The following is a 20,115-nucleotide window of genomic DNA, read 5'->3' as shown; positions in this document are numbered from 1 at the left end:
GGGGGGGGGGGCGTACACCGGCCCGCCGCGCCACCGTCATGTCGGCATAGCGTCAATCCCGTCGTCTTGTCCCAGGTCACGAAGGGGTGCGCGAATGCGCATAGCGTTGCTGACGGAGGGTGCCAAGCGGCGCCCCAAGGGCGACCCTCTGGCATGGTGCGACCGCCTGGTTCGCGGCCTGACCGACCAGGACTTCGAACTGTACGCGCTGTGCCGCGACCCCCTGGACACCCCCGAACGATGGGCGGAACGCCACCCGGGCGTACGGGCGGTACACACCCACCCGCTGTGGGGGCCGCCCCCCGGCAGCGACCGTACCCCCCCGCGCGGACGCGCGATGCGCCGGCGCTTCGTGGACTGCTACCAGGAGTTGGCCGCCGCCCTCACCGCACGTCCCGACCCGCCCGGCTCCGCCGATCTGGCGGACCGTTTCGCCAACGGCCTCTACGGCCTCGCGGACCTGGCCCGTGAGCACGCCGGCCTGCCCGCCGCCCTCCGCTCGGAAACCGCGGTACGGGCCCTGGAAGCCGCCTGCCGGACGCCCGGCGCGGACCCGCTCCTCGGCTGCGCCACCGTCCACGACCTCCTGACCGCGACCGAGGCGCTGGAGCGCGTCCTGCGCCCGCTGTCCGCCCCCTGGTACGACGAGCACACACTGGGCGCCGCCGACCTCTGCCACGCCACGTCGGGCGGACCGGCCACCCTGCCGGGACTGCTCGCCGCCCGCTACGGCGGTACGCCCCTGCTGGTCACCGAGTACGCCGTCCGGCTCCGCGAGCACTACCTTGACCGCGAGCACGACCAACTCCCCGTCCGAGCGAGGGCGTTGCTCGCGGCGCTGCACCGGCGGCTGGCCGCCGAGTCCTACCGTACGGCCGCCCTGCTCACCCCCGGCAACGGCCACATCCGCCGCTGGCAGGAGCGCTGCGGCGCGCCCCGTACGAAGATCAGGACCGTCCATCCGGGCATCGACGCCGGACGGCTCGCCGCGATCGGCGAGGCCGCCGAGGCCGGGACGCCGGAGGAGGACGATCCGACGCTGGTGTGGGTGGGCCGCGTGGAGCCCGCGAAGGACCTGGTGGCGCTGCTGCACGCGTTCGCCCGGGTCCGCACGGCGGTGCCGGCCGCCCGGCTGCGGATCGTCTCGGGCGGCGGCCGGGCCGACTACCTGGCGCAGTGCCGTGCGCTCGCCACCCAACTCTTCCCCGACGAGGCGGTGGACAGCCGCGCCCCCGGCGAGAACCCGGTCACCTTCGAGGAGATCGGCTCACCCTACGTGCCCACACCCGTCGACGCCTACACGCCCGGTGGCGTCGTGGTGCTCTCCAGCGTCGTGGAAGGCTTCCCCACCACCCTGGTCGAGGCGATGTTCTGCGCACGGGCCACCGTCTCCACCGACGTGGGCGCGGTCCGCGAAGTCATCGGCGGCACCGGACTGATCGTTCCCCCGCGCAACCCGAGCGCCCTCGCCGAGGCGTGCGCGGGACTGCTGCGCGACCCGCGCCGCCGCGCGCTCCTCGGTGCCGCAGCCCGCGCCCGCGCACTGGAACTGTTCACCGCCGAGCAGAACACCACCGCCTTCCGCGAGATCTACCTCGACCTCGTGGCACACCGCCGTCCCGCCGCCCAGCACACCGCCTCCGCGCCCTTCGCACAGCCTCCCGAGGCGCATGTGCCCGGCAGTTGGCGCCCCGCGCCCGGCCTCCCGGGGCGCGCCAAGCGCGCCCCGGCCTGGGCGGTCCGTGAGCCGCGCCGCCGACCGGCCGCCGTGGGCGCGCTCGGGGAGGACGCATGACCGACCCCCATACCACGCCGGAACCGGCCGAGCCGTCGGCGCGCCGCCGCGGACCGGCAGATCCGGTGCTGCTCCTGATACGACGGCACTACGAGCTGTGTGCCACCGCGGTCGACCCGCTGGAGATCGCCGCCGGTCTTGAGGCGCACGGTGTCACCGACCGCACCGCCGCCCAGTTCCGGCACCGGGACGTCTTCTCCCTCGCGGAGGAGCTGTACGCACGCGTACCACGGGCGGCCCCCGTCGACGCGCCGCACCAGGAGCCCGACGCAACGCAGTTGACGCCAGGTCAACTTGGCTGGCATCTGCTGCCCGGGGCCGTGTGCGCGGCCGGGATCGCCGTCGCCCACGCCCTCCCGGCCCGGGCCGCCGTCATCGCAGGCGGCACCCTGCTGCTCGTCCTCCTCGCGGCCCGTACCGCGCTGCGACGCGGGCCGCTGCGGGCCGCACCCGCTTCCGGCGCCGGACGGTGCGCCTGCTGGCTGCTCGCCTTCGCGCTCTACGGACCGTGGTCGCTGACCACCCACGCCGCCACCCTTGATCCCGGTACCGGCGCGGGGCTCCTGGCCTGCGCCCTCGCGCTGCCGCCCGCTGCCTGGTGTGCCCGCCGGTTCGCGCGGCAAGCCCGGTCGGTGCTCGCCGAAAGCCATGGGCTGGCCGAGTTCGCCGCCGGGATGCGGCCGCCCCTGCTGGCCGAGCTCGGCCTGTTCGCCCTGGTGCTCTCCGCGCTGTTCGCCACCGGCTACCTGGTGCTGGCCCATGGCGTACGGCCCGATCCGGTGGCGCTGGGCGGTTGCGTGGCGCTCGGTCTGCTGCTGTTCACCGCCCGACTCCTGGCCGTACACGGCCTTCCGTCCGCCGCGGTGGCGGGTACCGGTGGCGCCTGCGCCATCGAGGCGGCCGCCCTCGGCGCACAACTGCTCGGCCGGGTACCGGCGTTACGGGCCTGCGGCACGCCTGTGCGCGCCCTGATCGCCACCGCGGGACCCGGATCCGTCCAGGCCGTGGCGTGCGCCATCGCCGCCGTCGCCCTGACCGGGTACGCGATGTCCGCCCTCGGCCGTGCCAGCGCGCACATCGGCGACCGCGCCGTCACCCTCGTCCGCCCTGCCCTCGCCGACCGGGCAGTGGTCCGGTGAGCCATCCAGCGGATTACGCAAGTTCCTTGAGGAGCAAGAGAAATGATGTTGTATCAACGGCCTGCCGGAACGAGCGGTCCCGGCGGCCGAACGGTCGGTGACCAGGCGCTCGCGGCCTCCCGGGCCGTCGGCGACCGCGCGGTGGTCTCCCTCGGCGAACAGGGCGGCGCCCGATGAGAGTGCTACTGCTTGGCGCCGACGGGTTTCTCGGCCGCCATGTGGCGGAGCGCCTGCTCGCCGACCCCGCCGTCCAACTCACCGCGCTCGGCCGCCGCGACGACTCCGACGTGCGCTTCGACCTGTCCACCGGCAGCCCCGGCGCGCTCGCCCGGTTCCTCGACGCGGTGCACCCCGGCGTCGTCGTCAACTGCGCGGGCGCCACCCGCGGCGGGGCCCGCGAGCTGACCCGGCAGAACACGGTGGCCGTCGCCACGGTCTGCGAGGCGCTGCGCCGCAGCTGCTGCGGCGCCCGTCTGGTGCACCTCGGCTGCGCCTCGGAGTACGGCCCCTCGCCCACCGGCTCCTCGACCGGTGAGGACGCGGTGCCGCGCCCCGGCGGACCGTACGGGGTGAGCAAGCTGGCCGCCACCGAGCTCGTCCTCGGCTCCGGACTGGACGCCATCGTGCTACGGGTCTTCTCGCCGGTCGGCCCCGGCACCCCGGCCGCCTCCCCGCTGGGGCGGCTGGCCGAGGCGCTGCGCCGGGCGATGCAGAGCGGCGACGGCGATCTGAAGCTGGGCGGCCTCGGCATGCAGCGGGACTTCGTGGACGTGCGGGACATCGCGCGCGCCGTGCACGCCGCCTCGCTGTCCGCCGCGCAGGGCGTGGTCAACATCGGCACCGGCCGCGCGGTCCGGCTGCGGGACGCCGTCGCCCATCTGGCGCGGGCCGCGGGGTTCGGTGGCGCGCTGCACGAACTCGACGAGGCCGCGGTGGCGCCGAGCGCGGGCTCCGCCCCCTACCCGGACGGTTGCGGGGCCTGGCAGCAGGCCGATGTGCGCACCGCGCGGGACCGGCTGGGCTGGCGGCCGCGGATCGGGCTCGACGAGTCGCTGGCGGACATCTGGATGGAGGCGGCATGCCGCATCTGACGTCGGGCGCCATGCTGGCGGGCTTCGGTGTTCCGATGCGGGCCACCGCGGAGTGGGTCGAGCTGGCCCAGGCCGGGGCGCCGCTGCACTGGGTGGTGGTGGATCTGGTGGACGGCCCGGGGCGGCGGCGCGATCCCCGGTACGCGGAGGTGGTGACCCGGCTGCGGGACGCCGGGGTGCGGGTGCTGGGGCGGCTCAACACCGCGTACGGCGGGCGGACCTTCGCACAACTGGTCGGTGACGCACACCACTTCATGGACTGGTACGGGATCACCGGCTTCTACCTCGACCGGGCGCCCACCGACCGCGACTGGCTGCCGGAGTGCCGCCGCGTGGCGGCCACGCTGCACGCCATGGCGGACGGCGCGGACAGCCATCTGGTGCTGGGACATGGCATACACCCCTATCCCGGTTATGCGGAGGCGGCCGACCAGCTGGTGACCTATCTCGGACCGTGGACGCGGTACCGCTGGTCGCAGGCGCCGCCGTGGACGGCCGAGCACCCGCCGGAGCGGTTCTGCCATCTGGTGCACAGCGTGCCGCGACCGCATCTTGAGACGGCGATGCGGATCGCCCGCTGGCAGGGCGCGGCGACGGTGCACTTCACCGACCAGGACGGTGCGGGTGGTGTGGATCCCTGGCGCGAGCCGCCCAGCTATTGGGGCGAAGCGGTGGAAATACTGTGCAACCAGTCACCGCCCAGTCGGTGAGGCCAGGGGGTTTCGCCCGCGTATCCGGCTCTGCCCGGCATATGAGCGTGAATCGTCTCGCACATCGGAACGGGTGTCTCGGAATGTCAACGGACGTGGCAGTGTTACGAGGAAGGCGCCCTCCCCCGCCCGCGCGGGGGTGAGCCGTACCGTATCGACAAACCGACCAACGGAGTCCCCGTGTCGCTGCCACCCCTGGTTGAGCCCGCTGCCGAGCTCACCGTTGACGAGGTCCGCAGGTACTCCCGTCACCTGATCATCCCCGACGTGGGGATGGACGGGCAGAAGCGGCTGAAGAACGCGAAGGTGCTGTGTGTCGGCGCCGGCGGCCTTGGCTCCCCGGCGCTGATGTACCTCGCCGCGGCGGGCGTCGGCACGCTCGGCATCGTCGAGTTCGACGAGGTCGATGAGTCGAACCTGCAACGCCAGATCATCCACAGCCAGTCCGACATCGGGCGCTCCAAGGCCGAGTCGGCGCGGGACTCGGTGCTGGGCATCAACCCGTATGTGAACGTCGTCCTCCACCAGGAGCGGCTGGACTCCTCCAACGTGCTGGAGATCTTCGCCCAGTACGACCTGATCGTCGACGGTACGGACAACTTCGCCACCCGGTACCTGGTCAACGACGCGTGCGTGCTGCTGAACAAGCCGTATGTGTGGGGCTCCATCTACCGCTTCGACGGCCAGGCGTCGGTCTTCTGGAGCGAGTACGGGCCGTGCTACCGCTGCCTGTACCCCGAGCCGCCGCCGCCCGGCATGGTTCCGAGCTGCGCCGAAGGCGGCGTGCTGGGCGTGCTGTGCGCGTCGATCGGCTCGATCCAGGTGACCGAGGCGATCAAGGTGCTCACCGGGATCGGTGACCCGCTGGTCGGGCGGCTGACGATCTACGACGCCCTGGAGATGCGGTACCGCCAGGTCAAGGTCCGCAAGGACCCCGAGTGCGCGGTCTGCGGCAAGAACCCGACGGTCACCGAGCTGATCGACTACGAGGCCTTCTGCGGTGTGGTCTCCGAGGAGGCCCAGGAGGCCGCCGCCGGTTCCACGATCACTCCTCGGCAGCTCAAGGAGTGGATCGACGCGGGCGAGAAGATCGACATCATCGATGTCCGCGAGCCCAACGAGTACGAGATCGTGTCGATCCCCGGCGCCCGGCTGATCCCGAAGAACGAGTTCCTGATGGGTAACGCCCTCCAGGACCTGCCCCAGGACAAGCGCATCGTCCTGCACTGCAAGACGGGCGTGCGCTCCGCGGAGGTCCTGGCGGTCCTGAAGAACGCGGGCTTCGCGGACGCGGTCCATGTGGGCGGCGGCGTGATCGGGTGGGTGAACCAGATCGAGCCCGAAAAGCCGGTGTACTGACATACGGTCCGTTACCACGGCGACGGCTCCGGGGGCCCAGCCCCCGGAGCCCCTCCTTTTCTGGAGCCCCTCCCTTTCTGAGGGCTTCGTCCCCGGCCCGGCGGCGCTTCGTCCCCGGACGCTGTGTGGGTTTTTCGGGACTGCGTGCCCGGCGCCGCTTTGGGGACGGCGCGGATCAGGCGGGCTGGGGGGTGAGGGTGGGCGCCAGCTCGGCGTCGATCATCTTCTCCATGGGGTCGGCGGCGACGGCGCCGCCGACCACGCTGGCCAGGACGATGGCGGCAATCAGCAGCACGTTCGAGAGCCAGACCATGGTCGCCACCGGCAGGGTGAACGCCCCGATCACCCGCGCCACGCACTCCACGAACAGCGTCGCGCCCCATATGAGGGTGAACTTCCGATCCATCCGCCGGAACCGCGCCGAGGTGGCGGTGAGCCGGTCCAAGGCGGTGGCCCGGTCGGCGTTGCCCTTGACCAGCCAGGGCCGCAGACCTGCCGACATCAACGGCTTGCCCGAGAACGCCGAGACGATGAGGACGATCGCGAAGACGCTACTGGTACCAGAGTCCTTCGCCACCATGATCCGGGGGCTGCCGCTGGTGAAGGACAAGGCGATGCCCACGATGTTCATCACCAGCATCAGTGCGGCCAGGCCGTTGAGCGAGCGGTCCCGTAGCCACCCGTAGAACGTGCGCACCGCCGGGGGAACGCTGCTCAGGGCGAGCGACAGCAACAGGTCGACACCGAAGGCGTCGTGCAGCAGGTAGTAGGAGCCCAGCGGCAAGCCGAGGTCGAGGACAAGCGGCTTGAAGTTGTTGAGCATTTCCTTACGAGGGGAGTAGTTCTCGGTCATCTCCGCCGCCTTCGCGTCGCCGTACCAGCTCGATTTCGTGGTCTCAGCTTCGCGAAGACGCGGGTGCCACCTGCAGTGTCACCGCTCAACAATCCGACAGGACAAATGTCATGGTCGGCGGGCAGCGGAACGCACGCTTCCCGCCGACCCGTTGTCACTAGTGGCAGGCCCGCACGCTGATGGACCAGATGCCGCGGCCGTGCGTGGCCGCGTACAGCCGCCCGTCCGGGCCGAGTTTGACCTGGAGCACGGCGACAGCCGGAAGCCGTCCCACCCGCTGCCAGCGCGTGGCGTGCGGGGCCCGGTACAGCACTCCGAGGTCGGTTGCGACGACCAGCCCGCCGCCCGGCAGGGCGAGCACCGAGTTGGCCGGTACGTCCGGCAGGTTGGCCGAGATGTCCGACCAGCTCACGCCGCCGTCCCTGGACTCGTAGAGGTGACCGACGCCCGCTCCCGGACCTGAAGTCCACTGCCGGGAGAATCCGTTGACCGCCAGGTAGACGTGGTCGGCGTTGCCGGGGTCCAGGGCGAAGCCCGCCAGGAAGCGGTTGGGCACGGTGCCCGAGGCACCGGTCGTCGGCAGGTTCAACTGGTGCCAGCCGGTGCCGTCCGCGTTGCCCACCGCGATGCCCCGGGTGAAGCCCACGCTGTCGCACGGCCCGCACCACGCCGCGTACACCTTGCCGCCCTCGGCGGCGACGGCCGTCGCGGTGTGGCCGGCGCCGAGGTCGAAGGCGCTGGTCCACTCCTTGGGGTCGCGGATGGCGTAGCCGTGGGTCTGCACCCAGATGTGGCGTCCGCCCGCGACCCAGGTGTTGCCGTTCTTCAGGTCCGTGGTGAGCGGTGCGATGAACCGGGCTTCGTTGGTGGCGTTGTCCGGTGGCGCCACCGCGTACGAGGTGGCCTTGGACGGGTCGGTCTCCCAGGCGCCGTTGTTCACCGCGCAGTTCTGCGTGACGTTGACCGCCAGGTAGACGTACTCCTGGGCGATGTCGCACCCGTTGGCCGGATCGGTGAGCGTGTCGCCGCCGTCTCCGCCGAAGTTGGAGCCCATCACGGTGTCCTTGCCACGCAGCTGCGACTGCCCGTTGTCCTGGAGCCCGCCGGTGACCGAGACCCCGCCGAACTCACGGTCCGTGCCCACGCCCACCGAGTAGTACTGCAGGGTGTCGATGGTGCCGTCGTTGAGCGAGGTCCAGTCCGTGGCGTGCCCGGAGGCGTCCTGGCTGCCGTTCAGCGGGCGCCGGTAGATGCCGCCGTCGTTGCCCGCGTAGAGGTAGGTCTGTCCGTGGTAGCTGCCCACCGCCACCGCGTGCTGGTCGGAGTGGGTGGTCTGGTGGCAGTCACCGGTCTGCTTGCTCGGATCGACGCTCCAGCAGGGGAAGTCGAAGTTCCAGTACGGGCCGACCGCCGACCACTTGGCACCGCCGTCCTTGGACTCGAAGACCTCCTCAAGGCCGGCGTAGACATGCTTGGGATCGTTGGGGTCGACCTGGAGGAACTGGTTGTACCAGGCCTGGATGCCGACCATGTCCTTGGCCGTGGTCAGCGCGGATCCGGAACCGCTGAGCGCCTTGTAGTCGGTCACCTTCGTCCACGGCCCGAACGGGGACCCGGACGGCGAGACGAAGATCCCGGCCAGCGAACTGTTCGGGTCGCCCCCGCTCAACTGTGCCGGGGACTGGTCGATGGCGTAGTAGCGGGATCCGTCGGCGGCCCTGGCGAACGTGACCGCGCCCACCTGGTCGCTGGTGGTGGGCAGGTCGCCGAGCGCGTTGACCCGCTGCCATGAGCCGCTGGCGTCCTTGGCGTAGAAGCCGTTGTAGCCGTCGCCGCTGCGCCAGCCGATCGCCAGCAGCACCTTGGAGGGATCCTTGGGGTCGATGGCGATGTCACTGGCGATGTTCTTGTAGGGGGCGTCGGGGTCGCCCGCCTGTGAACCACCCGGCAGGTAGGAGGGATTGGGGGCGAACTCCAGCTTCCACGGTCCGCGCAGATCGGTCGAGGAGTGCGACCACACCCCACGACTGGTCGCCGCCCACACCTTTCCGCCGCCGAACCGCAGCTCGTGCACGGTGGTGCTGTCCAACTCGGCGCCGCCGACCCGGCTGCGGGCGCTGAACGTGCCGTTCCGGGGGTCGCGCAGCACATAGACGCCGCTGCCCAGGAACGCGTCCGAGTTGGTGGTCGCCTCGCCGGTGCCCAGCCACAGATGTCCGTGGTCGAGGGCGAGCGCGCCGGTGGACTGGGACGGCAACGCGTCGCTGATCGGCTGCCAGTGGCCGCCGCCGGTGCGCGACCGCCATACGCCGCCGCCCGCGCTGCCCGCGTAGACGTAGCCGTCGTTGTCGGCGGCAAGCGCCGCGGTGCGGCCGGTGACATCGCCGTAGCCGCCGCTGGAGTTGGAGTCGGTGTCGCGGTAGCGGGGGTCGTCCGAGTTGTAGGTCAGGCCGGTGACGTGCGCCCAACTGCCGCCGGTTGACGGCAACTTGTTCAGGGCGTTCCAGGCGGCGCCGTAGGCGCCGGGGGTGAGGGTGCCGGGCGAGGTGCGGGCCTCCGCGTACTGGGCGGCGCCCTCGGCGATCTCGTCGGCCTCACCGCCCTTGTCACCCCCGTCGTCCAAGGGCCCGGCGGTGTGCGCGCGGTACGGGTTGCCGTACGGGCCCGGCGCCGTACCGTGCCCGGAGGCGGCTGTCGCGGGTACGGCGACGAGTGCCGCACTGGTGGCCAGGGCATAGATCGTGAGCCACCGTCTGGTGCGGTGTGTGCGGGTTGGTGCTCTCAACAAAACCTCCCCGAACGGGCGTTGGGACGACACCACGGCCGCTGTCACCACGGCTCGTGGTGTCGCGATGCGAGGCAGACCCGATCACGGGAGGTGTGCGGAGGGGGAGCTGGCGGCGTTAACTTGAACAAAATTTGACAGAGGTCAGTCAGATATTGGGGGTTTCGCGGTATGCGTCGTGCCAAGGGCCGCCCCGCGGCCTACAGCGCGATCAGCGTGATCTCGGTGGCCTTGACGCTGACCCAGACCTCCTCGCCCTCCGAGAGGGCGAGTTCGGCCGCCGCTGCGGTGGTGATCTCGGAGATCGCGTCCAGCCCGTCCGCGGTGACCAGGACGCGGATCCGCGCACCGAGCGCCGTCAACTCCCTTACCCGGCCGCGCCAGACGTTGCGCGGGCTGCCCGTCGGGCGTTCGCGGTGCAAGGAGACCGCCTCCGGCCCGGCCACGGCCAGTGCGCCCGCGCCGTCCGCGCCGTCGGGCAGCGGCTCGGCGGCCATCAGCCTGCCGCCACCGGGCAGTTCGAGCACCGAGTCCCTGATCCGGCCCGACCAGGCGTTGCGCCCGAGCATCCGGGCCACCCAGGGCGAGCGCGGATGCCGGGACACCTCGGCGGGCGGGGCGAACTGCACCGGACGCCCACCTTCCAGCACGAGCACCTGATCGGCGAGCGAGACCGCTTCGACCGGATCGTGGGTGACGATCAGGCACACCCCCGGGAAGTCCGCCAGGTGCTCGCGCAGCGTGTGCCGCACATGGGCGCGCGTGGACTGGTCGAGCGCCGCCAACGGCTCGTCGAGCAGCAGCAGCCGGGGCCGGGCGGCCAACGCCCTTGCCAGCGCCACACGTTGGGCCTGGCCGCCGCTCAGCCGCCCCGGCCTGCGGGAGGCCAGGTCGCCCACCGCCAGCCGGTCCAGCCACGCCTGCGCCTCGACGCGGGCGGAGCGCCGGGGGACGCCCTGGGCCCGTAGGCCGTACGCCGTGTTGCCCAGGGCGGTCAGATGCGGGAAGAGGGCGCCGTCCTGCGGTACCCAGGCCACATGGCGCCGGTGGGGGGCCTGGGCGGCGACGTCCTCGCCGCCGAGGGCCAGCCTGTGCGCGGTGGCCAGTGGCGTCAGGCCGAGCAGCGCACGCAGCAGGGTGGTCTTGCCCGCGCCGTTGGGTCCCACGACGGCGATCGTGGTGCCGGGTTCCGCCGTGAGCGCGAGCTGGGTGAAGCCGGTCACCTCGGCGGCGAGCGGCCACGCCTCGTCCCGGCGCGGCGGCGTACGAGGGGCGGCGGGGGGTTCCGGGGCGCGGCCGTTCGACCCGTCGCCCCCGCTGGTCCGGGGCTGCGCGGTCGTCACAGTGGTGGGCTTCGGCCCGGTCCACCTGCCCCGTAGGGCGATCAGCACCACCATCGCCACCGCGAGCAGCAGCAGCGACACCGCCGTCGCGCCCTCCGGGTCGTCCTGGAGCATCAGATAGACCTGGAGCGGGAGGGTCTGGGTGACTCCCGGAAGGTTTCCGGCGAACGTGATCGTCGCCCCGAACTCGCCCAGTGCGCGCGCCCAGCACAGTGCGGCGGCGGCGAGCAGGCCCGGTGCCGTCATGGGCAGCGTCACGGTGAAGAAGGCGCGCAGCGGCCGTGCCCCAAGGGACGCGGCGGTCTCCTCGTAGCGCGGGTGGAGGGCGACCAGGGTGCCCTCCAGGCTGATGACCAGGAACGGCATCGCGACGAACGCCGCCGCCACCACCGCGCCCGGGGTGGAGAACGGAAGCGTTGTCCCGAACATGTTCTCAAGTGCCGGACCCAGCAGGCCCCTTCGGCCGAAGCCGAGCAGGAGCGCGACACCGCCCACCGTGGGCGGCAGCACCATGGGCAGCATTACCAGGGCGCGCACCAGCGTCTTGCCGGGGAAGTCCACCCGGGCCAGCACCCACGCCAGCGGTACGCCCACCAGCAGCGCCAGCGCCAGCGCCCAGAAGGAGACGGTGAGGGACAGGCCCAGCGCCTCGGTGACGTCGGGCGCCGTCAGCCGGGAGCCCAGGTTGGACCAGGGGGTGCGGACGAGGACACCGGCCAGCGGCAGCGCCAGGAAGACGACCGCCGCCACCGCGGGGAGGACGAGGGCGAGGGGAGTCCTCTGCCGGGGGCGCCGCGCTGGCCGGTCGCTGGTCACGGCTGCTGGAAGCCCGCGGAGCGCAGGATCGACTGGGCCTGCGGGCCGCTCAGCCACTTGACGAAGTCCGCCGCGGCGGCCGCGTGCTGGGAGCCGTTGAGGGTGGCGGCCGGGTAGGAGGCGATCGCGTTCTGCGTGTCGGGGATGGTGACGGTGCCGACCTTGCCCTTGGCGGACTCCGCGTCGGTGACGTAGACGATGCCCGCGTCGGCCTCGCCGAGTTCCACCTTGCTCAGCACGGCGCGCACGCTGGCCTCCTCGGACACCGGCTTGACGTTGACGTGCTGGGCGGCCAGCACCTTGTCACCGTAGTTGCCCACCGGCACCTGCTTGGCGGCGAGCACCACCTTGAGTCCCGTGTTCGACAGGTCGCCCAGGCCGTGGATCTTCCGGGGGTTGCCGGGCGCGGTGGCGATGGTGAGCCGGTTCTTGGCGATGACCGTCGGGGTGCCGGTGTCCTTCTTCAGGCCGTCCATGGTCTCGGTGTCGGCGGTGACCAGCGCGTCGGCCGGGGCGCCCTGGCTGACCTGCGCGGCGAGGTCCTGTGATCCGGCGAAGGAGAACTTGACCGTGGTGCCGGGGTGCGACTTCTCGTACGCCGCGCCCTCGGCCTTGAACACGTCGGTGAGCGACGCCGCGGCGAGCACGGTGAGGGTGGTCCTTCCGCCGCTGCCACCACTGCCACTGGGGGAGCTGGAGGCGCTGGTCTTGCCACCGCCGCAGGCGGCCAGCGGCAGCAGCAGTGCGGCGGCGACGGCTGGCAGGGCGACACGGCGGACGAGGGTCTGAGGCATGGCGAGACTCCGGGCTGCACGTCAAGTGCGGTCGATGGTGCGGCCCCGTCGGGCCGCCCGGCCGGTGGTGTAGGGCCGCATATGCGGCACGTTAGAACCGCCGCACTCGCATCTGCAACAAAGTTCGGGTGATGGGACCGGCAGATGCCGTGTCCGTCGTAGGAAGCTCTATAGCGCGCCCTTGCGAGTGAGGTGGGTGAAGGAGATCCAGCCGGGCAGCACCGGCAGCCAGAACGTCGCGAGACGGAACAGCAGCACCGCCGAGATCGCCCGGTCGTAGGGCATCCCGGCGAAGGTCAGGGCACCGGACAGGGCCGCCTCGATGGGGCCCACACCGCCCGGTGACGGCACCGCGGACCCGGCCGCGTTGGCCACCAGGAAGACCACCGCGACGCTGGCGAAGCTCATCGAGCTGAAGCCGAATGTGCGGATCGAGGCGTCCAGGCAGGCCACGTTCAGCAGCGTCAGCAGGACCACCCCGGCCGCGCCGGTGGCCAGCTTCTTCGGCCGTTGCAGCATGTCCAGCATGCGCGGCACGACCCCGGCGAACAGCGACCGGATCCGGGTGGAGACGAACTTGCGCAACTGCGGCACGGCCGTGACGACCAGCACCAGGACGGCCGCGGTCAGCAGCCCGGCGATCACCGTGCGGGACGGTGACAGGGACGGTGCGTGCTGGGTGCCCGTGAGGTAGCCGAAGGTCGCCAGCAGCATGATGTGGCCGCCGAGCGAGGCCAGTTGGGACGCGCCGACGCTGGCCACCGCCAGGCCCGGACGGACGCCGTTGCGCTGCAGGAAGCGGGTGTTGAGCGCCACACCGCCGACCGCCGCGGGCGCCACCAGCTTGACGAAGTTCCCCGCCACCTGCGCCAGCACGGTACGGCCGAACGGCACCTTCTCCGGGACGAAGCCCAGCAGGCTCATCGACGCCGGGATGTAGGTCAGCGCGGACAGCGCCAACACCGCCAGCACCCAGGCCCAGTTGGCGTGGCTGATCAGGTCGCCCCACTTGAGCTGGGCGAACTGGGAGAGCAGGAAGTATCCGGCGATCGCCCCGGCGATGTAGCTGACCAGGGTGCGGGCCTTGAAGCGCTCCAGCCGGGCGGGCTGCACGGGCGCCTGCGGCCGGATCTGCAACACCTGCTGCCGTATCTGCGACAGCAGGTCCTCCTCACGAGCCGCCTCCAGCGCCTCCTCCATGGCGCGCTTCTCGGCCTCCTTCTCCGCCTTCCGCTGCGCCTTGGCGACCTTGCGGTCCGCGGAGAGCTGGGCGGGCTCCACGGTCTTCTTGCTGCGGGTGGCCTCGATGACGGCTGCGCGCTCGCGCTCCGCCCGCTCCTTGGCGAGCTGCCGCAGGGTGGCGCGGGTGGAGCGGCTGAGCGCGATCGGTTGCAGCATCGGCAGGCTGTCCGCCACCGCGTCCGGGCCGAGTACCCGCACCGCGGTGGCGACGGCCCGCTCCGGGCCGACCCGCAGCGCGAAGGTGGTGAGCAACTGGGCGATGTCCATCCGCAGCACGATGTCGCCCGCCGCGATCTCTCCGCTGCGCAGATCGGTCACATAAAGGGTGCCGGAACGATCCACCAGCAGTGACTCACCGACCAGCCGGCGGTGCGAGATGCGACGCGACTGCAGCGCCTTGACCTGCTGCCAGGCTCCGTCCAGCACCGCGTCGGTGATCTCCTCGTCGCTGAGGGTGTCCAGGGAGCGGCCGTCGATGTGCTCGTAGACCAGCATCACCGCGTCCGGGCCCAGCTCCGAGGTGGCGATCAGCTTGGGGGCGTGCGCCCCGGCGGAGATCGCCGCGTAGGCGAGCAGCGCCTCCTGTTCAAGTGCCTGGCGCAGCGACTGGAGGCTGTGCCGCTCCTCGTTGACGCCGCGCAGTTGCAGCCGTCTCCACACCCGGTAGAAGAAGCCGTGCGCCTGCTGCTCGCGATCGACCACCGTGATGTCCAGCGGAGGCCCGTCCTCCAGGGTGACCAGGTAGCGACGACCGCGTTCGGAGTCCGCGGCCTCCGGGCCACCGTCGTCCAGCCGCTGTGCGGTGACCGGGCTGAAGCCGAGCCGCTGCAGGCCGGCCAGCAGCGTCCGCCCGGTGGGCCGGACGTTGGGCGAGCCGACCGTGTAGACGGTGCCGTAGGCGACGGTCCAGCCGATCAGCACGGTGGTGATGATGGAGAACGGTGTGGTGTAGCCGCCGACGAGCACCGCGAAGGAGTCCAGCAGCAGCACGAACCACAGTGCCACCCGCCAGCGCGGCCTGCGGGCCATGCCCACCGCCGTCATGTAGGCGATGACCGGCGCCAGATAGCCGTGCACGGGATCGGTGATGCCACCGCTCGGCGCGGTCCTGGTGAGCGCGTCACGGATCGCCGAGGGCGCGGAGTTGGTCACCCACAGGTCACCGGCGAGCGAAACACCATGCGCGAGCACGGCCGCCAGCACACCGTCGGCGACCCGTAGCCCGTCCCGCTTGATCAGCCGCTCCACGGCGAACGCGACCGGCACGATCAGCACCGCGACGCTCGCGGTGAACCCGGCGATGCTGGTGAGGATGGACGGCGCGTGGCGGGCGCCGTTCGCGATGTCGTTGGCCACACCGGCCGTGGTGCCGTGCGCGAACCCGGCGATCGCCAGCACGATGCCGACCCCGAGGATGCCCATCAGGAACCTGAGCAGGTCCGCCGGGCGGTGCACCCGCGCGGCCAGCAGCGGTTCGTCGCCCGCGAGCTGGTCGACGTGCTCCACGGCGGGCGGCCCGCTCACCGGGTGCGCGCCGGACGGCGGCTCGGCCGGTCCCGCCGGGCGCCGCTGGGCGCCGGTGGCGGCGCTTACGACCTCGTCCACGGCGCTCGCGGGGGGTTCGGGGCGCGGGGGGTGACCGGCGTGGTCCACGTCGTCCGCTCGGTCGGTGGACGGGGGTGGGCCGGTCTGGTCCGGTGGCGGGGGCGCGGGGTCGCCGCCCGTGCGGTCCGGGCCGGGCCGCTCGGGGTCCTCGTGCCCCTGGGGGTTACCCGCCGCCATGGTCGCGGGCAGCCCTGAGGCGGCGCGGAGTGCGTCCTGCGCCTTGTCGCCCAGCTCTCCGGCCGTTGGTTCTTGATCTCGTATCACCAGTCACCGCCCGGAAGATGGTGGCATGGCCGGACCTCGTATGGGGGCATGAGGGGGCATTTCGAGGGTGTGCACCCCGGATGGTATGCGCTGACGCGCCGTGCCGCCCGGTCAGCGGACCGGCCTGTGGACAACCGCCGGAGCTGTCGGTGGGGTGCGGCAGGATGGGGGACGTGAGCGAGAACCGGTTCCTGGAGGAGCCCGCTGAGCTCCCCGAATACGCGGAGAGGGTGCTCGGCGTCGCCGAACTGATTCCGCCCGGCAGGGTGATGACATACGGCGATGTCGCGGAGTGGCTGGAGGAGGGGGGACCCCGGCAGGTGGGCCGGGTGATGGCACTGTACGGCGGCGCGGCGCCCTGGTGGCGCGTGGTGCGGGCGGACGGCGTGCTGCTGCCGGGACACGAACTGCGCGCGCTCGCGCGCTACCGCCAGGAGGGCACCCCGCTGCGCTCCGCCGGGCGCGCCGCCGACGACCACATACCGCGGCTGGACATGGCACGGGCACGCTGGGACGGCCGCGCGGGGGAGGACCCGGCACGCGGGAGGGGCGGGGGCGGCTGACGACCGGCTGTTCACACCATCCAGCTTCCGCCATTCGGGCACCCGCCATGCTCGCCGCCGCCCGGACGGAGTAGCGGCCAAGGCCACCGCCCTGCGCTGCCCCCGAACGGGTGAGGCGGATGATCGTCGAGTGGTTCCCGGGACAGGGGAGCGGTCGTGGGAGGAGGCTGAAGCAGAGAGCCGCGATGAACCGTCCGAGGCGCGTCGCGTAGCGTCGAGGGCTGCCCGCGAACAACCGCGCCAGCGCGCCCAGTGACACCCCGCACGGAACCGGAACCGCCGATCCACGTGACCTCCTCGTCCACTCGTCCCACCGCCGACCGACCGGCCCGCACCTTGGCCGCCGGCGGCTATCGGCTGGTCCGCACCCGTCCGGAACCGTCCGTGCTCCCTGTTCTGGACGCCGGACAGCGCGCGGTGGTTGACCACGCGGGCGGACCGCTTCTGGTGCTCGCCGGCCCCGGCACGGGCAAGACGACGACGCTGGTGGAGGCGGTGGCGCGGCGGGTGCGCCAGGGCACCGACGCCGAGCGGATCCTGGTGCTGACCTTCAGCCGCAGGGCCGCGGTGGAGTTGCGTGACCGTATCGCGGCCCGGCTCGGCGGTGCGGGCGCGCCGCGCGCCACCACGTTCCACTCGTTCGCCTACGGGTTCGTCCGCGCCCACCAGGACCCCGAGCTGTTCGCGTATCCGCTGCGCCTGCTGTCCGGCCCCGAGCAGGACCTGGTGGTACGGGATCTGCTGGCGGGCCAGGCCGAGCTGGAGCGGGCGGGCCTCGGCTCGTTGCGCTGGCCCGACGAACTGCGCGCCTGCCTGACCACCCGGGGCTTCGCGGACGAGGTGCGGGCGGTGCTGGCGCGCAGCCGCGAACTGGGGCTCGGGCCCGATGAGCTGGCCGCCTTCGCGGGCGGAGCCGGGCGGCCGGACTGGACGGCGGCGGCCGGGTTCCTCGCCCAGTACCTCGATGTGCTGGACGCGCAAGGCGCCATCGACTACGCGGAGTTGGTGCACCGGGCGGCGCTGCTCGCGGAACGGCTGGGTCCGGGCGCCGGGCGGTATGACGCGGTGTTCGTCGACGAGTACCAGGACACCGACCGGGCGCAGTTGCGGTTGCTGCGCGCGCTCGCGGGCGGCGGCCGGACCCTGGTGGCGTTCGGCGACCCCGACCAGTCCATCTACGCGTTCCGAGGCGCCGACGTGAACGGCATCCTCGACTTCCCGACCGACTTCCGCCGCATGGACGGCCGCCCGGCCCCCGTCGAGGTGCTCGGCGTCTCCCGCCGCGCGGGCGCCGATCTGCTCGCCGCGACCCGGCTGATCACCCGCAGGATGCCGCTCACCCGCCTCCCCGCGGAGGCGGTACGGGCCCACCGCGAGCTGGCGGCGGTACGGAGCGGCGGGAGCGTGGCGGTCGTCACGTACCCCACGCCGGGCGCCGAGACCGACAACATCGCCGACATCCTGCGCCGCGCCCACCTTGAGGACGGCGTTCCATGGCGGGAGATGGCCGTACTGGTCCGCGCGGGCGCCCGCTCCCTCCCCGCCCTGCGCCGCGCCCTGACCACCGCGGGCGTCCCCGTGGAGATCACCGGCGACGACCTCCCGCTACGCCAGGAACCAGCGGTGGCCCCGCTACTGCTGGCACTGCGGGTCGCGGCGAGGGCGGCGCTGACGCGGGCCGGGGAGGGCGGCGACGAACCGGTCCTGCCCGCCCCCCGCGCGACGGACACGCCTTCGGCACCGGAACCGGACGCTCTCGTTCCGGACGGGCACCCCGCACCCGAAGCGGCGGCGCTTGCGGCCGCCCACACTCCGGCCGACGACCCCGAAACGGCGGCGCTGGAGGAGGGGCCGCCCACCCCGCAGACCCCGGCGGAAGCCGACTGGCTCCCCGTCGAGGACGCCATCACCCTGCTCACCTCCCCCCTGAGCGGCATGGACGCCGCCGAACTGCGGCGACTCGGGCGGGCGTTGCGGGAGGAGGAGCGGGCCGCGGGACGGGCCGTGCCGCGGCCGTCGGACGTGCTGATCGCGGAGGCGTTGGCGCGGCCCGAGCTGCTGGTGGCCCACGATCCCGCGTACGCCAGGCGCGCCCACCTGCTGGGCGGGCTGCTGCGGGAGGCACAGGAGATCCTCGCCCGCGGCGGTACCGCGGAAGCGGCGTTGTGGCGGCTGTGGTCCGGCACCTCGTGGCCGGAGCGGCTGGAGCGTGCCGCGCTGCGCGGCGGCGCCGCGGCGCGCAACGCCGACCGGGACCTCGACGCGGTCTGCGCGCTGTTCGAGACCGCGGCCCGCGCCGAACAGCGCACCGGCGGCCGGGGCGCGCTGAACTTCCTTGAAGAACTGGACGCCCAGGACATCGCGGCGGACGTGCTGTCCCGCAGGACCGTGCGCCCGGAGGCGGTCAGTTTGATGACCGCCCACCGCAGCAAAGGACTTGAGTGGCGGCTGGTCGTCGTGGCGGGCGTGCAGGAGGGCCTGTGGCCCGACGTGCGCCGCCGCGGCTCGCTGCTGGAAGCCGACCGGATCGGCCGCGACGGACTCGCCGAGCCGCTTCCGGCGGGCGCGCTGCTCGCCGAGGAGCGGCGGCTGTTCTACGTCGCCTGCACCCGCGCCAAGGAGCGGCTCGTCGTCACCGCGGTCAAGGCCCCGGCCGATGAAGGCGACCAGCCGTCGCGCTTCCTGACCGAGCTGGGCGTCGAGCCACTCGATGTGACGCATCGGCCGCGCCGCCCGCTCTCGGTCGCCGCGCTCGTCGCCGAACTGCGTGCCACCACCGTCGATCCCGCCGCCTCCCCCGCGCTGCGTGCCGCGGCCGCCACCCGGCTGGCCCGGCTGGCGGCGCTCCGGGACGACGAGGGGTACGCACTGGTACCGGCCGCGCATCCGGACCGCTGGTGGGGACTTGACGAGCCGACCCGCGCCACCGTCCCCCTGCGCGACCGGGACCGCCCGCTGGCGCTGTCCGGAAGCGCTCTCGACCAGCTCGTCAACACCTGTGCTCTGCAGTGGTTCCTGGGCCGGGAGGTGCGGGCCGACGACCCGTCGACCGCCGCCCAGGGCTTCGGCAACGTCATCCATGTGCTCGCCGACGAGGTCGCCACCGGCCGCACCCCCGCCGCCCTCGACGTGCTGATGGCGCGCCTGGACTCGGTGTGGGACGCGCTCGCCTTCGACGCGCCCTGGAAGTCGCGGCAGGAGCGGGAGCAGGCACGGGCCGCACTGGAACGCTTCCTGCGCTGGCACGTCATGGAGCGCGGTCGGCAACCGGTCGCCTCGGAGCACGGCTTCGACGTCACCCTGGAGGCGGGCGAGTACGCGGTGCGGATCCGCGGCAGCATGGACCGGGTCGAGCGGGACGCCGAAGGCCACCTCTACGTGGTCGACTTCAAGACCGGCAAGGGGGCGCCGCCGACCGCCGCCGAGGTCTCCCGGCACCCGCAGCTCGCCGTCTACCAGCTCGCCGTACGCGAAGGCGCGTTGGGCGACCACGGCACCCTGCCGGGCGGCGCGGAACTGGTGCACCTGCGCCAGGGCGCCGTACGCAAGGAGGGCGGCGACGCCCTGCCGAAGGCGCAGTCCCAGCCGCCGCTGGACGGCGACTGGGCAGCCGACCTCCTGGCGACCGCCGCGGGACGGGTACTGGACGAACGTTTCACCCCCACGCCGGGCCAGCACTGCGAGCGCTGCGCCTTCCGCCGGGCGTGCAGCGCCCGGCCCGAGGGGCGGCAGGTGGTGGAGTAGCGGCTCGGCGCC

Annotated in this window: 13 protein-coding genes; 8 read left to right on the top strand and 5 right to left on the bottom strand. The window is 72.8% G+C overall.

The genetic code is table 11. From position 1 onward, the window contains the following. Positions 1-94: 94 nt before the first annotated feature. The 6 genes from P3G67_RS09805 to moeZ all read left to right on the top strand — a co-directional run bounded on the left by P3G67_RS09805 (position 95) and on the right by moeZ (position 6,094). Positions 95-1,795, top strand: coding sequence for a glycosyltransferase (locus tag P3G67_RS09805; protein WP_276093060.1), 1,701 nt, complete (start codon positions 95-97; stop codon positions 1,793-1,795). Beyond that, positions 1,792-2,934 carry a hypothetical protein gene (locus P3G67_RS09800; RefSeq protein WP_276093059.1) on the top strand — a complete coding sequence of 381 codons (1,143 nt, stop codon included), beginning with the start codon at positions 1,792-1,794 and terminating at the stop codon, positions 2,932-2,934. The genes P3G67_RS09805 and P3G67_RS09800 overlap by 4 nt, the downstream gene beginning before the upstream one ends. 42 nt (positions 2,935-2,976) lie before the next feature. After that, positions 2,977-3,111 carry a hypothetical protein gene (locus tag P3G67_RS09795; RefSeq protein WP_269853371.1) on the top strand — a complete coding sequence of 45 codons (135 nt, stop codon included), beginning with the start codon at positions 2,977-2,979 and terminating at the stop codon, positions 3,109-3,111. Beyond that, positions 3,108-4,025 (top strand): NAD-dependent epimerase/dehydratase family protein, encoded by a 918-nt coding sequence (locus P3G67_RS09790; RefSeq protein ID WP_269853370.1) that lies wholly within the window; start codon positions 3,108-3,110, stop codon positions 4,023-4,025. The genes P3G67_RS09795 and P3G67_RS09790 overlap by 4 nt, the downstream gene beginning before the upstream one ends. Next, positions 4,013-4,735 (top strand): spherulation-specific family 4 protein, encoded by a 723-nt coding sequence (locus P3G67_RS09785; RefSeq protein ID WP_276093058.1) that lies wholly within the window; start codon positions 4,013-4,015, stop codon positions 4,733-4,735. Before P3G67_RS09790 ends, P3G67_RS09785 begins: the two co-directional genes overlap by 13 nt. Positions 4,736-4,915: 180 nt before the next feature. Beyond that, positions 4,916-6,094: an adenylyltransferase/sulfurtransferase MoeZ gene (moeZ, locus tag P3G67_RS09780; RefSeq protein WP_269853369.1), complete on the top strand. Its 1,179-nt coding sequence runs from the start codon at positions 4,916-4,918 to the stop codon at positions 6,092-6,094. Positions 6,095-6,269: 175 nt separating this feature from the next. Here moeZ and P3G67_RS09775 read toward each other — a convergent pair whose 3' ends face one another. From P3G67_RS09775 to P3G67_RS09755, 5 genes are all read right to left on the bottom strand, one after another. After that, positions 6,270-6,947: a VC0807 family protein gene (locus P3G67_RS09775; protein ID WP_276093057.1), complete on the bottom strand. Its 678-nt coding sequence runs from the start codon at positions 6,945-6,947 to the stop codon at positions 6,270-6,272. A gap of 157 nt (positions 6,948-7,104) precedes the next feature. Beyond that, positions 7,105-9,732 (bottom strand): glycosyl hydrolase, encoded by a 2,628-nt coding sequence (locus P3G67_RS09770; RefSeq protein WP_276093056.1) that lies wholly within the window; start codon positions 9,730-9,732, stop codon positions 7,105-7,107. Positions 9,733-9,932: 200 nt separating this feature from the next. Next, positions 9,933-11,891 (bottom strand): ABC transporter permease, encoded by a 1,959-nt coding sequence (locus P3G67_RS09765; RefSeq protein ID WP_276093055.1) that lies wholly within the window; start codon positions 11,889-11,891, stop codon positions 9,933-9,935. Beyond that, complete coding sequence (modA, locus tag P3G67_RS09760) at positions 11,888-12,685, bottom strand: molybdate ABC transporter substrate-binding protein (RefSeq protein WP_276093054.1); 798 nt, start codon at positions 12,683-12,685, stop codon at positions 11,888-11,890. The genes P3G67_RS09765 and modA overlap by 4 nt, the downstream gene beginning before the upstream one ends. 168 nt (positions 12,686-12,853) lie before the next feature. After that, positions 12,854-15,709: a lysylphosphatidylglycerol synthase domain-containing protein gene (locus P3G67_RS09755; protein WP_276093074.1), complete on the bottom strand. Its 2,856-nt coding sequence runs from the start codon at positions 15,707-15,709 to the stop codon at positions 12,854-12,856. 251 nt (positions 15,710-15,960) lie between these two features. On the opposite strand from P3G67_RS09755, the gene P3G67_RS09750 reads away from it, so the two are divergent. Next, a complete protein-coding gene (locus P3G67_RS09750; RefSeq protein ID WP_276093053.1) occupies positions 15,961-16,359 on the top strand; it encodes an MGMT family protein in 399 nt (132 codons plus the stop codon). A gap of 288 nt (positions 16,360-16,647) precedes the next feature. Further along, entirely contained in the window at positions 16,648-20,103 is a 3,456-nt protein-coding gene (locus P3G67_RS09745) for an ATP-dependent helicase (RefSeq protein ID WP_276093052.1), read from the top strand. The last annotated feature ends 12 nt before the right edge of the window (positions 20,104-20,115 follow it).

It is taken from the genome of Streptomyces silvisoli (genome assembly GCF_029269905.1).
Taxonomy (GTDB): domain Bacteria; phylum Actinomycetota; class Actinomycetes; order Streptomycetales; family Streptomycetaceae; genus Streptantibioticus_A; species Streptantibioticus_A silvisoli_A.
This window is presented reverse-complemented; position numbering and strand designations above follow the sequence as displayed.

Excerpts from the sequence above, each read along its gene's own strand:
- P3G67_RS09790 (WP_269853370.1), top strand. The coding sequence starts at position 3,108 with ATGAGAGTGCTACTGCTTGGCGCCGACGGGTTTCTCGGCCGCCATGTG.
- P3G67_RS09795 (WP_269853371.1), top strand. The coding sequence starts at position 2,977 with ATGATGTTGTATCAACGGCCTGCCGGAACGAGCGGTCCCGGCGGCCGA.
- P3G67_RS09755 (WP_276093074.1), bottom strand. The coding sequence starts at position 15,709 with ATGGCGGCGGGTAACCCCCAGGGGCACGAGGACCCCGAGCGGCCCGGC.
- P3G67_RS09750 (WP_276093053.1), top strand. The coding sequence starts at position 15,961 with ATGGGGGACGTGAGCGAGAACCGGTTCCTGGAGGAGCCCGCTGAGCTC.
- P3G67_RS09775 (WP_276093057.1), bottom strand. The coding sequence starts at position 6,947 with ATGACCGAGAACTACTCCCCTCGTAAGGAAATGCTCAACAACTTCAAG.
- P3G67_RS09805 (WP_276093060.1), top strand. The coding sequence starts at position 95 with ATGCGCATAGCGTTGCTGACGGAGGGTGCCAAGCGGCGCCCCAAGGGC.
- modA (WP_276093054.1), bottom strand. The coding sequence starts at position 12,685 with ATGCCTCAGACCCTCGTCCGCCGTGTCGCCCTGCCAGCCGTCGCCGCC.
- P3G67_RS09800 (WP_276093059.1), top strand. The coding sequence starts at position 1,792 with ATGACCGACCCCCATACCACGCCGGAACCGGCCGAGCCGTCGGCGCGC.
- P3G67_RS09785 (WP_276093058.1), top strand. The coding sequence starts at position 4,013 with ATGCCGCATCTGACGTCGGGCGCCATGCTGGCGGGCTTCGGTGTTCCG.